Origin of the sequence: Bifidobacterium aquikefiri (assembly GCF_002259795.1) — a bacterium.
Lineage (GTDB): Bacteria > Actinomycetota > Actinomycetes > Actinomycetales > Bifidobacteriaceae > Bombiscardovia > Bombiscardovia aquikefiri.
Window position 1 is genome coordinate 1 of record NZ_MWXA01000003.1, and the last position, 16,369, is coordinate 16,369.

Here is a 16,369-nt window from a genome sequence, read left to right on the forward strand (position 1 = left end):
GGGCGTTCGCGCCAGGCGTCGATGTCCCCGTAGACCTTCCTGAGCTTGTCCGACAGGGTCTGCGACGGCATCCGCGCTCCCCACAGCGCCTGGGAGATGTCGTCGACGCGGCGGGTGGACACGCCCGCCAGGTACATGTCGATCAAGGCCTCCTCCACGCTCTCCTCCCGGCGTCGGTACCGTTCGATGACCGCCGACTCGAACAGGGCGCCCTTCAGCTTCGGCACCCTCACACTCAATTTGCCGGCCTTGACCGTCAGATCGCGTTCGTAATGGCCGGCACGATACGCCTTCCTGCCGCAGGAACGCTCGTAGCGGGCCGCGCCGGTGATCTCGTCGGCCTCGGCGTCCAGCATCCGGTTGAGGATCTCGGTGACCTTCTCGCTCACCATCCGGTCCAGTTGGGTCTCGAACATGGGTTGATTCACCTGTAAAATGTGCTTGGGCATGGCCCGTACCTGCTTTCCAATCGGTTTTCTCTTTCAGCGATTGAAAATCGTACACACAGGACGGGCTATGCTCCCACCACCTCAAAACTGCGCAAGAATCCGGACGTTATCGATTTATTGCATTGTAAAAAAACTAAGTTAACTAAATATAATAATATAAATCGCTAACTTTGTGGTATTCTTTGCCATTGGGGAATACGGGCAATCTTGCACAGATTCATTGTTATTAACGCCTTATATAACCTCGCTGCTGCAACGCCGAGCGCTTGATAAGGTCAAGGGGGATGTATGAAAAAGTCTTCTAGCCTACCGAAGACGGGAATAGTCCAAAAAATATTGGCATTCCTGGTGGCTGTAGCCACATTGGTAGTAGTATTCCAAACGTCAAGCCAAACAGCAGCCGCTGATGATCAGACTGTGACCCATCCGTTGGACATCAGTACATGCTTGCCAGATCCTAAGGCACCAGCAACTGAAAAAACAATTATTACTGATGCAACGACTTCATTCACGGACGCCAATGGAGGCCAGGTTGACCCTCTGAACGTGAATAAAGACACCAATGTGAAATTGCATTATGACTGGGCCATTCCCAATAGCGTTAATGAGGCATGCGATTTGCAGGCCGGTGATTACTTCACCTTTAAGCTCCCTGCTGGTGTCCAAGCCAGACAGGCCTCAGGCAGCTTAGGTGATTATGGTACCTATTCGATTGCAACTGATGGTACTGTCACATTTGTTTTCAACAACCAGGTCGAAAGCAACGATACCATTTCTGGGGACTTTGATTTTTCGTCAACAATTTCAACAACAACCAGCACGGGCAAACAGACAATTACCATCCCAACGACTGAGGAGCCGAAGAATACAACAATCGTTGTCAATCCGATTGGTGGCAGCGATATAACAAAATCCGGTACCCTCACAGGTGCAGATGGTTCAGGGAAGAATCCCACTGGAATCACTTGGGACGTTATCATCAACACCGATGGTAAAAATCTGAAAAATGCCACTGTTGCCGATACGATGCCGAGTGCAACTGATAAGACAGACACGTCGACTACAACGGTAAGTTCCTCACTGGATAAGCTTGTCGTTTATCCCTTGACTGTCAATCTTGATGGGAATGTGACTGCTACCGGTGACCCACTGGTAAAGGACACTGACTATACGGTGAATGCGGATGGCACTATAGCTTTCATTGGCAAATATGCGGATACGTACAGTGCCTTCAAGATTGAGTACCAAACTAGTCTGGATAATTCTCAGGTTCCACAAGACGGTGGGAACTATCCCTTTGACAATACAGCCTATCTTTCAAGTGACGGACAGCCAACTGCCCATGCAGAAGCTTCGACCACGGCCGAATACGGTAAGTTCATCAACAAGAGCTTCCAAGGTCAGGATAATCATGGCGGGCAGCTCTATAACTGGGAAATTGACTATAATGGTCAGAATAAATCGCTCCCGGCAGGTACCACAATTACCGATACTCTTTCAGAGGGGCAAGTATTTAATCAGGATGCAGAGTCCATCGCATTGGTCTATGCAGATTCGGGCAATGCTACTCCCATCAAATACAAAGTCGCTTACTCTGCAGATGGTGTAAAGCCTGCTGTAATGACAATCACGTTCCTGCAAGAGGTTGATTCTGCAGTCAAGATCACGTATCAGTCGAAAGTCACATCCCCAATCGATGCTGATACATCTGATGCCACAGAGCAAATTTCAAATACCGCCACGAGTAACGGGTCTTCGACAGATGCACATTCTAGAAACCTGAATCAGCAAGGTCTTACGAAGACGGTTTCAGCTGTGAATTATGATGCAAAACAGGTTACTTGGAAATACGACATTAATATGGCACGTCAGGAAATGTCGAACTGGCAATTGAAAGACACTGTTCCTGAAGGCCTTACCGTTGACTACGATTCTTTCAAGCTCGTTGATACAGATGATACTTCTGCTGATCTGAAAGAGGGCACGGCATTCACCGTTACGAAGACTGACACAGGATTTACAGTAGACTTCATTGGGCCTCTGGCCGGTGACACCAAAGACAGTGTCGCCAAAGATTGGTATACACTGACCTACACCACCACATTTGACACTTCTCAGCTCCCAAGCGCTGGAAAGTGGACCAACACAGGTAAATCAACCTGGTATGACCAGGATAAAAATGAGCATGACAACTCGTCTCAGGCAGATTTTGCTCCTAATACCAATTTCCAGAAAGATGGCAGCAAGTCGGGAAGCTACAATCCTGTAACGAAAAGAATTACATGGACAGTGGTAGTAAATTACAATCAGCGTAAGCTCTCAGGAGCAACGATTTCCGATAAGATTCTTGGAAATCAAACGTATGTTGAGGGAAGTGCCAAACTTTCCGAGGCGTCAATCAGTGCTGATAACAATGGCACTGCAAGCGCAACAACCGATGTGACTTCACAGTACAAGCCCTCCTACGATGACAACTCCAAGACCGTATCGGTAGAGCTTCCAGATGGCAGCACTCATGCCTATATTCTGACCTTCGAGACCAGTCTTGAAGGCACGGTCATTGGCAGTGATTCCACGGGTGAGTTTAATGACAATCCAGTAAAGAATGATGCCATATATACCAATGACTCAAAAAGCAGCACGCTGCATGGCGAGGTAACCGTACCCAATGCAGGTAACTTTGTCGAAAAAACAGGTTCGCAGTCTACTCAGAACGGTGCCTATGTTAATTGGAATATTACGGTCAATAAATCCCAATCGACATTGAGTGATGTAAAGCTCCTGGATGAACCAACTGCTAACCAGATCATTGATGAAAACAGTATTGCCATCTATCCAGAAACCACTGTGGATGGGAATACATTCACACCGCATACGGATCAGCCTTTGGTAAAAGATGTGGATTATTCCGTTGATTTGACTACAGGATCAGATGGGACACAAAAGCTCATCATCAAGTTCCTCAAACAGATTAATTCAGCTTATTCGGTGCAATATAACTCACTCATTCAGTCCGATGAGGACCAGCCGACATTGGGCAATACCGTCACCATTACAGGTGATGGTAGCGAAACCATCACAGACAACACTTCAACTTCTACACGAGTTCAAAACAGCGGTGGTTCTTCAACAGGCAAGAACACGAACCTACTGATCCAGAAAACAGACAAGGATACGGGTAAGGCTCTGCCTGGCGCGCAATTTGAACTCTTTAGCGTTGTTAATAATAAACCATCGGTGCAGTTGCGTGCTGGAACGACGGATGATAACGGTCAATTGAAATGGCAGAATGTCAAATCGGGCAAATATATTCTTGTCGAAACTCAGGCCCCAAATGGCTACGTGATACCGACGGATCTGGCATCTGGAAGAGCGATCGATATTAACTATGACAACGCTCAGAATGATTATGTTGAAGAGGATGTTACCAATCAGCAAGGCAAGCTGAGCATTGAAAAAACTGATGGGGACACTTCAAAACCGCTAGCAGGTGCAACATTCGCCTTGTACCAATGCCCGTCTGATTCAGCATGCGATTCGAATGGAACACTGGTCAGCGATTCCCTGAAGACTGATGAGAACGGCAAGGCCACTTACACTGGGCTCAATGCGGGAAGCTATTATGTCGTTGAAAAATCTGCTCCTGCTGGATATGAGCTGAATAGCCAGGTTCAAAAGTTCACAATCAACGGTTCAAACATTGAGCAGAGCGAATCCTTCACGAATGCTGAGAAGACTGGTTCGGTGGTGTTGACGAAGACCGATAGTGATACTGGCAAGGTGTTGGCTGGTGTTGGCTTCAATCTGTATGATTCTTCCGACAAGATTGTAAAAGAAGGGTTGACTACTGGTTCTGATGGCAAGATCACGGTTAATGATCTTAAGCCTGGTAACTATTACTTTAAGGAGACTTCTGCTCCTGCGGGTTATAGTTTTGATAAGGATAAGCAGTGGACCTTTACGGTTGACTTGCAGACATCTGAGAAGATTGCCACGGTTAATGCCACAAATGCTGAGATCACGGGTTCGGTGGTGTTGACGAAGACCGATAGTGATACTGGCGATCCTTTGGCTGGTGCGGTGTTTGATCTTTATTCGAAGGCTGGCGTGCTGGTGAAGTCTGGTTTGTCGACGGATTCGAAGGGTCAGATTTCCTATGATGGTTTGAAGCCTGGTGACTATTACTTTAAGGAGGTTTCTGCTCCTGCGGGTTATAGTTTTGATAAGGATAAGCAGTGGACCTTTACGGTTGACTTGCAGACATCTGAGAAGGTTGCCACGGTTGATGCCACGAATGCTGAGAAGACTGGTTCGGTGGTGTTGACGAAGACGGATAGTGATACGAACAAGGCTTTGGCTGGTGCGGTGTTCAGCTTGTATAAGGATGGTCAGACTGATGCGTTGAAGACGGATCTGACGACTGGTTCTGATGGCACGGTGACGGTCGATGGTTTGAAGCCTGGTGACTATTACTTTGTTGAGATTCAGGCGCCTGCTGGCTATGTGTTGAATGACTCGAAACTCAACTTCACGGTTGAGTTGCAGACAGAGGTAAAGGTTGCGACTGCTTCGGCTACGAATGCTGAGAAGACTGGTTCGGTGGTGTTGACCAAGACCGATAGCGATACGAACAAGCCTTTGGCAAAGGCCATGTTCGATCTGTATAAGGCCGATGGGACCAAGCTTCAGTCTGGTATCGAGACTCCTGAAAATGGCACGGTGACGGTCGATGGTTTGAAGCCTGGTGACTATTACTTTGTCGAGACGCAAGCCCCGGCAGGTTATGTGTTGAATGCATCCAAGCTTCCATTTACCATTGAGCTTCAAACCGAGACCAAGGTCGCTACCGTCTCTGCGCCTAATGCAGAAATTACCGGCTCCGTGGTGTTGACCAAGACCGATAGTGCAACCGGCAAGGCACTGGCTGGGGCAGTATTCAGCCTGTACAAGGCTGATGGCACGAAGATCAAGGATGGCCTGAAGACGGGAGCGAACGGCAAGCTGACAGTGAATAACTTGAAGCCTGGCGACTATTACTTCCAGGAGACTCAGGCTCCTGGAGGCTATAGGTTGAATTCGAACAAACTCAAGTTCACGGTTGTGCTGCAGACCAAGGAAATCGATGCAGCTGTGAATGCAAAGAATGTGAAGATTCCGGCAGCTGAGCAGAAGTCCACTGGCGAATCACCTCTTGCCAAGACTGGAACTGCAATTGCAGGTATCGCTGGTGTAGCGGCAATACTTGCCCTGCTTGGATTTGGCTCAGTCTTCGCAAGAAGCAAGTATTCAAACAGAAGACACTGAATATTTTGGTGATGTGCTTGTATAGTCGTTCATCTCATTGAGATTGCGAGATCTACGACCTGCTGCACATGCAATAATGGCACCTTTCCCGATGCGTTTCGGGTAGGTGCCATTTTTGTATATGCAGTGTATTGTGTGTGCTGGTCATTCACTTTGCCATCAACTCAATGGCACGACAGCGGCAGACACGTTGTTATAGACATGAAGCTGTATATTAATAGTGTCAAGCGAAGGGGTTTGACAGGGGGATTTTTCAATAGGGCGGCTCAACAATGAACCAGTGCAGTGTTTCATTCGAGTTCAGTCCCAAAAGACAAAAGGTGATATTTCATGGCGTTCAATTCAGGCATTCAGGGTCCGACAGACGCACCCACATCTCGTCCGCTCACTGGTCTTGAAAGCGTGGAAAATATTCCCTATCAGATTGAAAGGCGTGGGGAAGCGATTCAGCGAACTCGAGTAGAATATCCGAAACATACGATTGGGCCGAATGAGATCCTCCAGTATGCAGTATTTCCAGTCTTCAACGATGATGCTGAAGACGGTTTCGGATTCGAGGCAACGGCAGCGGCAATCGATGTGCAATGCGATGATGGTAGTTGGCTATCGGAGCTGGGAGCACATGATGAAGCAGGATTCTCGATAGCGCCCCGTGCACAATATGAGTCCCATGTGCTGAGTGTGAATCAGTGGAATCTGAAAACCGTCGATCTTTCGCAGGCAATGGGGAAAACCATCGTAGAAATCGACATAGTAAGCTGGCACAGTGCCGAGTCCCATACAAGCTTGCTCCCGCACGGTTGGTTCAGTGACATTGCTATTGCAACGAAGCCAAAGCCAAGCGAGAACCTCGTAGAATTGATCGATATTCGTCGAGGGACAAACTCGTCATTGTCTTATTCGCGAGGAAATTGTGCTCCAGCGGTCACGGTGCCGCACGGTTTCAATTTTGGGATCCCGATCACGGATGCGGATGATATCTCGTGGACATATAAATATCACGTCAACAATCATTCGGACAATACGACGCCTCTGCAAGCGCTTGCGATCTCCCACACCGCAACGAATTGGGGGTCTGAACGCAATGTCCTTCATATCATGCCAACGGCTGATGTTGAGAAGGGCGCATTTGGGCGCAAGGAACGGGAACTTTCATTCCGTCACCGTGGTGAAGAGGCACGACCTTACCATTATTGTGTGAGCTTGCCGCATCACATTGACGCTGAAATGACGTCCACGGACCATGTTGTTGCAATGAGATTCACGCTTCCTGAAACAGGTGGACTGATATTGGATCAATACGATTCGCATGGATCCTTGGTATTCAACACAGACAATCCCACCTTCCAGATATCTGGCTATAACGATTCCAAGTTCGGAGATAATCCGAGTGCTCCAAGAATGTTTTTCGCCATTTCGTGCAATCACCCCATTACCTCAGTGCATGAAGGAGCGATTCCAGAACGCAGCAACGTGTCCGCGGCCATCTCGTTCAAAGGCATTGGTCCGGTTGTGATACGCATCGCAACGTCGTTCATCAGTCTTGAACAGGCTGTGCATTCACTTGAGCTTGAGATGCCTCCAGAAGTCACCTTTGATGATGTAGTCATGCGTTCCAAGCATCTTTGGGAAGAAAAGCTTGGTTTAGTCAATATCAGTGGGGCATCTTTAGAGCGTCGGGTGAGCTTTGCGTCTGGCATGTATCGCATGTTCATGTATCCCAATAATGCCGCCGAGAACGCCGGCACCGTTGAATGGCCCCACTGGGTGTATGCCGATGTATCCGACCCACGTGACTGGCGCCATGGCAATGATCGAACGGGATGTGAGGTTCGACAGGGCAGATCGTATGTGAACAACGGCTTCTGGGACACATACCGAACAATCTGGCCGGCATATTGTCTCTTTGAACCCGATGCGGCGGCACAGCTATTGGACGGTTTCGTCGATCACTATCGTGCGAGTGGATGGATTGATCGTTGGTGTGCTCCTGGACCGACCGGGGGCATGGTTGGGTCGAGTGCCGATATCGTCATAGCAAATGCGATGATCTCTGGTGTAGATCTTATCGATGCCGAATCGGCGTATGATGCAGCGTTGCGCGATGCCACCACAATTTCGCACCGCAGTCAAGTCGGACGCTTTGACAATGATCATGCAGTTTTCCGAGGATATGTCTCTACGGCGACTGAGGAAGGGTTGTCATGGTCGTTGGAGGATTGCCTCAACGACTTTGGCATTGCACAGGCATCGCGTTGGATGCTCGACCATATAGATGAGCATGATCCTCGACGTGGCGAGTATGCGGCAAATTCCGTATATTTCCGCAATCGGGCAATGACTTATGCCCAGATGTTCAACTCTGATGTTGATTTCTTTATGGGACGCACCGAAAGTGGTGATTTCCGAAGTTCGCCTCAGAATTTCGATCCCCGCGTCTGGGGTGGTGACTACACCGAAACCAATGCCTGGGGCATGGCATTCAGCGTTCCCTTCGACGGTGAGGGTCTGGCGGCGCTGTATGGAGGACGTGATGGCCTTGAGAAGAAACTTGACGCTTACTTCTCAACACCTGAAACGGCTCATTTCGTCGGAACGTATAACAGGGTCATCCACGAGATGCTCGAGGCACGAGACATTCGCATGGGAATGTTCGGATTGTCGAATCAACCAGCCCACCACATTGCGTACATGTATGCATTCACTGGAGCGCCATATAAGACGCAGGCAATCGTCAGAGACTCATTGAGACGCCTCTTCCTCGGTTCTTCGATAGGTCAGGGCTATCCCGGTGATGAAGACAATGGAGAAATGTCTGCTTGGTACGTTTTCAGCAGCATTGGGCTGTACCCGTTAACGCCTGCAAGTGGTGAGATGCTCATCACCTCCCCATCGATGCCTCAGTCCACAATCGCATTCCCCAATGGAGTGAAGACAACCATCCTTGCTCATGACTGGACTGAAGACAATGTGTATATTCAAGATGTACGGGTCAATGGGAAAACATGGGATTCCCTCAGCATTCCGATTACCTTGATTCGCAAGGGGATAACCATCGAGATTGATCTCGGTCCCGAACCTGGTGACTGGGGAACCACCAAGAATTCGGCTGCCTATTCATTGACAGAGCATGGAAAAATGCCTGTGGCAGTTAAGGATATGACAAGCCCCGCAGATGCCATGGATCGCGCTTTATTATCGTCTGAGGGGTCAGTTTGGTCGGATTCGTCATCACTGGGGCATGCGCCGCAACCGAATGCAGCATTGCTTTTCGACGATTCGTTCGATGCCGGATTGAAGCTGTGCCCGTCTGACTGTGTGAGCTATGAGTTCGACAACCGACGATCAATCGCGCTCTATACAGTAAGTCTGGGGGAATCGAGCGTCTCTCTTCAGAAGGCCCAGCCTGATGGGCCTTCTGAAGGTGGCGTTCGTACCTCGTTCGGTTGGGCCATTGAAGTCAGTGACGACGGATCAAGCTGGACAACGATAGACGAGCAACATAGTCCTACGTACCCTTGGGATGAGCAGACTCGCGCATTTCTGATTTCAGAGCCGAAAGCAGCACGATTCGCCAGATTCCGAGTGGTGGGCGAGCATGAACTTGATGTTCGGCAACTCGAATATTTCGAAGGATGAAAATGAGTGCATTGCCTTGACAATGCCTCGTTGGAGAGCACAATATTGGAGAACGCTGGTTGGAGGAAGTTGTTGGCAGGGCTGGAATTGTTTGGACCTTGGAGGATATTATGTCTTTGATCGTGGATTTCAAGAACGTTTCCATGCAAGGGTTGGAATCCTCGCCTTTCGCTGAAGCGTTGGCAGGGGTGAGGGCGAATGAGGCTCGATACTATTGGAACAAGTATCAGCATCGCTTTGTCGTTGAGGCTGCTGAGGATAGCGTTGACACCATCGACTATGTGAACCATGTCCTTGAGAACGAACGTGGTTTGAAGTTTGCGTCCAGACCTTTGGAATCCTCACGTTTTCAGGTTGCCGATCTGAATATGGCATATGTCTTTTACCAAAGTGGACTCTCCATCAACGTCTTGTATTCGGTTGAACCGGGTGGGAAGCGTGCAGTCGGTTTCAAGCTCTGCGAGGGCATGGATGTTCCAGACGAGCTTGCGGATAAGTTCAAATTCGCGAGACAGAAATCGAAACTTGCCGGTACAATACGAGGCTCATACTTCGTCATCAAGGGCGAGTATCCGATAGAGGCAGAATAGCTTCAGCTCATTGGATCAACGTGCGATAGAACGAACTCTTTTTCTTTCTTTGTGAAGTGATAGTTCCTGAATAGTTGAAGATCGATGTTTTGGATAGGAGCATTCCAATCTATCTCTGAATCTGAAGAAAAGTCTTGAAGAGGTACGGCGACCCAAACCTCGGAATTATTATCTTGGGTGGCTTTTTTTGTACTGAGTAGCGCCCTCGCGAACTTGGTTTTAATATAAGTCAGCGCCGCCTTTGCCTCATCCTTATGTTCGAACGATCCTATGCTAATAAAACTTTGTGTGAAACCCGAGAACGGGCCCAGTATTTCTGGATTTGTCAACGCCTCGCCGAACTTGCCGCTTCCGCTCGTTTTCGGTAGAACCACCTTCCAGGTATCGATGCTCTTCGAATGATTGATATATCGTTTGTTCACATATCGTATGGTTCTTTTTTTGTTGAGCAACCCAAGAATCTGTATATCCTCTTCATGCCGTTCCTGAGTAAACAGGTTGGGAAGTCTTTCGAAAATATTTGTAGTCAGTCTTCTTTCATTCCCTTTGCTGCCGATGATGGATTTGTATTGGGGATAATCTTCATATAGTGCATCGAGATTGAATTTGAGCTGTAGCTGAACGGTTTCCTTGAGTGATCTATAGTTTCCGTTCTCATGCGATGTAACCTTATCAAGGATGCCTTTCAACTGAGGATAGATAGACCAAGGTCCAAGTTTGTCAGTCAGTCTTGAGGCATCTCTTAGTGTAACTATTATCCCGCCCTTTAAATCGATATCAGGAAACACAAGGGATGCATCCGACCAGTATTGTGACACCTCGATGTGCCTGTCATTGAGAATCTTTCTACTCCAATTATCATTGTTCTTCCCTGCTCCCCAGACGAATCTCGCGGGAGTGACGAGGCATGCAATCGGCGCAATTTTATATGCGGCATCCATGAAATATGGGTATAGCTGCCGAGCGCTCGTGCCCTTGTTGAGTTCCTGGTAAGGGGGATTGCCGACCACTGCGCCAAATTTCACGCTATTTGCTCCTTCTGGATTGTCGTCCAAACGAATGATATTAAACACTCTATTCTGCGTCAGCAGCTGAGAAATTTTGTCATAGTCTACATTACTATCGGAGTTTTTTACTTCGAGCAAATCATAGCTGTCGAATGCCGCGGCGATATTTGCACAGTTAAGTCCCAGGATCTCATAGAATCGTCTTGTAAATTCGTACGCGATACTTGAAGTCGGTACTGAGAAGATGCTGTCTTTGATCAAAGAGGAATCACGATGGTGGTCCTCGACGAAAAGTTTGTAGAGAGCGACTGCAAATTCTGCTGATTTGCTTGAAATGTCAAGTATTTTTTCCCCTCGGTCTATCAATGTCGCGAGCTTGTCGAAGGGAATTGCCTTCACCATTTTATGGCAAAGATCCGTGGGAGTTCGGACCTCGGAGTCTGATATACGATTGAATTTGCCTAATGCCCGTATGGAGCGTTCAAGCGGTGTCAGATGGTCGTCATGGCATAGTTGCGAAATATTTTGAATTTTATAGTCAAGTGCGCGCAACTTAAATGGATCAAAAATATCGAGGCATTGCTGCAGAATCTCTTTCTGCAAACCAATATTATGCGCAATTCTGGCATTGTCTTCTTGGCCAATGCAGTCAACTATTTGTTGCAGGGAATTGACATACGTTTGGGAGAGCATAGCATAGCAAAGAATGCGTTGATAATATGTTTGCAGTTTTTTCTTCAATGACGATTCATCTTCAGGCATTGTCCCATCGTTGGTTGCACTCGCATTGCCCTCTTCGCTCTCCTGTGAAGACGATCCTTGAACATCTTCATGGTCGCCTTCGATGTCCAAGTCGGTCTCTTCTCCCTCATATGGGATGAGTGCAAGCCCCTCATTTGTACCCATTTCTGCCTGAGACTGTACGACGCCCAAAATGTCTGTGTTTGACAATAATCCGAGATCGACAGGGATATCCCTAGCCTCGTCTGAAATCGAGCGCCTGCTGTTGTAGTCGCTAACGGCTTTCAGAATATCGGTTGCCTCAACTTTAAGTATCTTATTGGAGTTCATGGTGATGATTGGAGAAATCTCAAGATCTTTCCTGAGACGAGTTTCGAGCTTGTCATTTCCCACGTTCTCACTATTAATATTGTAGATAAGCGATTTTTGCTCTTGCAAACGGAACATTCTCGCGGGATCGAAATCGACCAGCAATGTTTGGGGTTTGAGATTCTGACGAATAATATCCCCGTTGGAACTTACCAACTCACGAATATACTGATTTTGCAGTCTGAAAATAGCCTGATCATATTCTTGCGGAGATGACGTATCCTTCAAATATATCATCGTGTCCCATTGCTCGACTGTGCTTCCCGTAAGCATTCGATTCACGGTAAGAGTCAGTGTCTTTTGATTATTCTTCTCGGCCTCGCTGATGGCTCGCTTGACGTCCTCTGTTTGCCGATACGCTTGGGAACCTTCCACTCCGGAAATATTGATTATTTTATATTCGCCGAGGTTCTTGAAAGTCGCTCTTTGTTCATCTATGAGTTTTTCCATTGCGTCGCATGAGGCGCAATACGGAAGGACCATAACAATATGCCGGCACATTTTGCCCTTTTTGATCTTGTCGTAGTCAAGAAAGCCCAGTATGTTCTCATCCTGTTGAGAGCCATCGATAATGTTAAGCAGGTCGGAGATCTCAGATTTGAATTTGAATTCGCGATTACGATGTTGTTTGGTGTCGAGCTTGACGCATTTTGGTTCAAGTAAGGCAGATAGGGTACATGAAATTCCATGATTGTGGAACTCTTCGATCTTTTTTCGGGATGAAGCATTGGGGTTGAATGCAAAACGGACCATTTGTGGAAAACCAAAGTATGGGTTATCCCATTCGTTCACAGCTTCATCATCGAGGTGATCGAAATCCCATTGCTGCTGATCGTGAACGATGTCAGAGAATTGAACAAATGAGATGATATCTTCCTGTTGAAACTCGTTGCTCATAAGAATTCTGTATGGTGTTCCAGACAAGTGCAGACGAACTTTTGCGTGAAGCCGTTTAATTTCATTTTCAGCAGTCTGGTGCTCAACCAAATCGTCATAATCGAGTTTCTGGCTGGAGGTTGGGTCGACCGGCTGGGAGGCGTTTCTTAGGATCTGACCGAATTCTTTACCACGAGCTCCAAAATGTGTTTCATCAATGATGAGCATATCGATGCTTTGAGCGAATACTTCGCGATGCTTATCTTTGATTTCGCTGCCTTGGAGATCCTGAAGGGTAAGAAAGATCACGGCAGTGTGGTTATTCTGATGAATCTTCGTCACAATCTTTTCATCAAGTATGAGCGCTTGAGAATCGACAAAATCCCATCCTTCAAAGTTTTTTGGACATTCGACTGTTTTCTTCCATTCCTCTTTGACGTCAGCCTTTGCTGAAACAACCAAAATGGTTTTGGCGTGAATCGATTGAGCGCAGCTCAGCGATGTAAATGATTTTCCAAAGCGCATCACCGCGTACATCAAAAGTTTTGTGCGTCCTTCCTGTACACGCTGCTTGAACTTATTGACGGCCTCTTGCTGATTTGGTCGCAGAATCCACGTCTTGTCTCGCTCGTATGTAAAAGGCTGCGGAAGGTGACTGACGGCATCATAAAACTCATAACGTCCGCCTTTGCTGTTGTAGTCGCGCTGGATGTCTGCGATAGCCTGATCAAGATCCTGTGTCTGAGCTCCTTGAAAAAACTCACGACTGTAATGAATGCCGGGGTTCAGTTGCCGTGATTGCAATCGAGTACGATGCTTATCTTTTTCTATATAGTCATGAACGGAGAAATCGCGGAAGAAAATATCGTCATTAATAGTCGCTTCCCCTTCATACTGCTGGACGAGATCGGAGTATTTGTGTCTCCATTCCTTGAGTCTCGTTGCAACCGGTCTATAGGTATCGCCGACTTTGAGATAATTGGGAATGGCCGCTGTTGAAAATGCATAAATCTTGGGACTCACACGCCCAACAATCACATCACTGATATTTTCAATATTCTGCATTCTCGACACTTCCAACCGCATTGTGGATCTTCAAACGAGAAGATTCTCGTAGCTTTCAATTTTCTTGGTGCGCCAGTCTTTTATGTAGCACATGTTGCTTTTCGATGTTTTCTGTTTTGAAAACAGTTCAATCTGCTCTTCGGCCAAAGACTTTTGCTGATATGGAATGGTCCCGGTCAGACCATCCATCTGCCACAGATTCCAGGAGATAATCGTGGCGATGTTCAGCAGCTCTTGTTCTTTGGGACTGCGTCTGAGAAATATATTGGTGTAGTCAATGTAGGTAGTGAGAAGGTTTTCTCTGGCAAGGAGCAAACTATCTCCCTGAAATTCAAAGCCGTATATGCTTTGGAATGCCCGTTCTGCCCACTTGAGCCATTCGGCTTCCGTGGTGACGTTCTCATGGATTATACGCATTTTTCGGTCAAGCAGACCTATGCGTCGTAACGGTGCTATCTTTATGCCCGTTGTGGCATCGTACGGGCTGACAAGATACGGAGCCTCCCCGCAGGCGTATTCCATCCTCCGCTCGTCGACGTAGTGTTTCCAATTTTTGTCAGATGAGTTAGGGAAAGCAATGTGAGCCCTGTGAGTGATCCACCTATGTCTGCGAGGTGTGTTGAAGAGGTTTCGCTTGTTGAACCATGCATCATCAATGATGTTATTCTGGATGTTGCAAAGCCATGAAGGTGTATAGACCTCTGCCTTGATTTTTGTTCTTGAAAGCTGTAGCTCGTCCGATTTGAAAAAGCGTGGTTTGATAATCGAACGGTTTCTGCCAACGATCAGCGCTGTTCGAATCTCACAATGTGAAGAATATGCATTCCCCAATTGTGCATAATCATCGCTTGCCCAAAGTATATTTTGGTCAGTATTGCGATCTTTGAGTAGGGAATCTAGCACTCGAGGATACTTTTCGAACATGGATTGTTCGCTAAAATCTCCGAAAGCCAATGCCTCACCCCCGCGTCCATTGTGATTTTCGTCCGAATTTCATCATGTCATTGAGTTTGGACCGATGGCCATGGGTTAATGCCTGTATCCGTCGCAAAAGATTCCCGCGATTGCCAAGCGCATACTCGCCGCTGAAGAGTGACATTTGTATCCTGATCAATCATGACGATGCATTGTGACGCATTGTGATGGAGATGAAGCCTGTGGAGCTAGGGAGAGTCGAACTCCCGACCTCTTCGATGCGAACGAAGCGCTCTACCAACTGAGCTATAGCCCCAAATGGGTGTTGCCCTGCATTGCATGACAACGAATGTCACTTTAGCGCAGGGTGTGTTCTTTCGCAATGCGAGGATGTGTCTAACGCATACTTCTGCTTGGTATCACGCCAAAAAAGTGATTCCGCATCCAACACGCGAATCACGCTGAGCCGAGAATTATTTCGCGTGAGCCGCAGGCTTCTTTGCCTTGCCGAACTTGGCCCTGATCAGTCCGATGACCGTTGGAAGGATGGAAACGACGAGAATCAGAATGATTACCAGCTCAAAATGCTTCTGCACGGCGGGAATGCCGCCGAAGAAGTATCCAAGGAAGGTAAAGAGACTGGACCACACGAGTCCACCTAGAACGCTGAATGGGGTGAAACGAGCCCACGTCATACCTGAGATACCTGAAATGAATGGCATAAAGGTACGAATGATAGGGAAGAATCGGCCGAGGAACACGGCGAGCGGTCCCCATTTTTGAATCATCGTCTCAGTCTTTGCAATTCTCTCGGGAGTGAGTGCCTTGACCTTACCTGATTCAATGATCTTTCGCCCGAAGAAGTGGCCAATGAAGAAGTTGCTCTGATCCCCGAGAATCGGTGCAACCCATACCACCGGAAGCAACACTGCAAGTGTCATCCCACTTGTCTGGTCGTGGGTGAACACTCCGGCTGCGAACAGCAGTGAATCGCCAGGTAGGAATGGCATGAAGACCACGCCGGTCTCGATAAATACAATAAGGAAAATGAACGCATACGTTGGGACAAGGCCAATGGCAATCCATGAGGCGATAGCACTTCGAGGATCCTTCAGCAACTCAATAAACCAGCGAACAACACCCATATTGCCAAATCCCCTTGCTTATTGTGCCATGCGCACAGTTTTCCCAACAATTCCCAACAATCGACATTCAGTGAACAGACTACAAATAGTCGTTTGATATGTCTCTCGAAGAAATTTCAAAACCGTGATACACAGTACCAGTAGAGCGCGAAGCTCTTGGAACTCTTGAAAAGCTGGGCTCCTCTTGCAGGAAACGTTGAAAGGAGTTCCCAAACAACGTGCGAAAAACTCCCGGAAAACGATTCATGCTGGGTATGTATGCACGCGGC

At 47.6% G+C, this 16,369-nt stretch carries 7 protein-coding genes and 1 tRNA gene; 3 read left to right on the plus strand and 5 right to left on the minus strand.

Going from position 1 to position 16,369, the window contains the following annotated elements; all coding sequences use genetic code 11:
- Nucleotides 1–449, minus strand: a 449-nt coding sequence (locus BAQU_RS01720) for a transposase (protein ID WP_211277084.1), incomplete at its 3' end; no start/stop codon positions are given.
- Between the two features lie 288 nt (nucleotides 450–737).
- Between BAQU_RS01720 and BAQU_RS01725 the strand changes: the two genes are divergently transcribed.
- From BAQU_RS01725 to BAQU_RS01735, 3 genes are all read left to right on the plus strand, one after another.
- Nucleotides 738–5,753, plus strand: coding sequence for a SpaA isopeptide-forming pilin-related protein (locus BAQU_RS01725; RefSeq protein WP_094692359.1), 5,016 nt, complete (start codon nucleotides 738–740; stop codon nucleotides 5,751–5,753).
- A 330-nt stretch (nucleotides 5,754–6,083) separates the two neighbouring features.
- Nucleotides 6,084–9,392: a GH92 family glycosyl hydrolase gene (locus BAQU_RS01730; RefSeq protein WP_094692360.1), complete on the plus strand. Its 3,309-nt coding sequence runs from the start codon at nucleotides 6,084–6,086 to the stop codon at nucleotides 9,390–9,392.
- Nucleotides 9,393–9,502: 110 nt separating this feature from the next.
- Nucleotides 9,503–9,982 carry a phage tail protein gene (locus BAQU_RS01735; RefSeq protein WP_094692361.1) on the plus strand — a complete coding sequence of 160 codons (480 nt, stop codon included), beginning with the start codon at nucleotides 9,503–9,505 and terminating at the stop codon, nucleotides 9,980–9,982.
- A 2-nt stretch (nucleotides 9,983–9,984) separates the two neighbouring features.
- Here BAQU_RS01735 and BAQU_RS01740 read toward each other — a convergent pair whose 3' ends face one another.
- The 4 genes from BAQU_RS01740 to BAQU_RS01755 all read right to left on the minus strand — a co-directional run bounded on the left by BAQU_RS01740 (nucleotide 9,985) and on the right by BAQU_RS01755 (nucleotide 16,100).
- Entirely contained in the window at nucleotides 9,985–14,040 is a 4,056-nt protein-coding gene (locus tag BAQU_RS01740; RefSeq protein WP_244568394.1) for an Eco57I restriction-modification methylase domain-containing protein, read from the minus strand.
- A 30-nt stretch (nucleotides 14,041–14,070) separates the two neighbouring features.
- Complete coding sequence (locus tag BAQU_RS10565) at nucleotides 14,071–14,562, minus strand: hypothetical protein (RefSeq protein ID WP_244568395.1); 492 nt, start codon at nucleotides 14,560–14,562, stop codon at nucleotides 14,071–14,073.
- A 636-nt stretch (nucleotides 14,563–15,198) separates the two neighbouring features.
- A tRNA-Ala gene (locus BAQU_RS01750) sits at nucleotides 15,199–15,271 on the minus strand.
- Between the two features lie 157 nt (nucleotides 15,272–15,428).
- Complete coding sequence (locus BAQU_RS01755) at nucleotides 15,429–16,100, minus strand: VTT domain-containing protein (protein WP_094692363.1); 672 nt, start codon at nucleotides 16,098–16,100, stop codon at nucleotides 15,429–15,431.
- Between the last annotated feature and the right edge of the window lie 269 nt (nucleotides 16,101–16,369).

Bases quoted from the DNA above. Each gene is read 5' to 3' on its own strand.
- BAQU_RS01730 (WP_094692360.1), top strand. From the start codon at position 6,084: ATGGCGTTCAATTCAGGCATTCAGGGTCCGACAGACGCACCCACATCT.
- BAQU_RS01740 (WP_244568394.1), bottom strand. From the start codon at position 14,040: ATGCAGAATATTGAAAATATCAGTGATGTGATTGTTGGGCGTGTGAGT.
- BAQU_RS01735 (WP_094692361.1), top strand. From the start codon at position 9,503: ATGTCTTTGATCGTGGATTTCAAGAACGTTTCCATGCAAGGGTTGGAA.
- BAQU_RS10565 (WP_244568395.1), bottom strand. From the start codon at position 14,562: ATGGAATACGCCTGCGGGGAGGCTCCGTATCTTGTCAGCCCGTACGAT.
- BAQU_RS01725 (WP_094692359.1), top strand. From the start codon at position 738: ATGAAAAAGTCTTCTAGCCTACCGAAGACGGGAATAGTCCAAAAAATA.
- BAQU_RS01755 (WP_094692363.1), bottom strand. From the start codon at position 16,100: ATGGGTGTTGTTCGCTGGTTTATTGAGTTGCTGAAGGATCCTCGAAGT.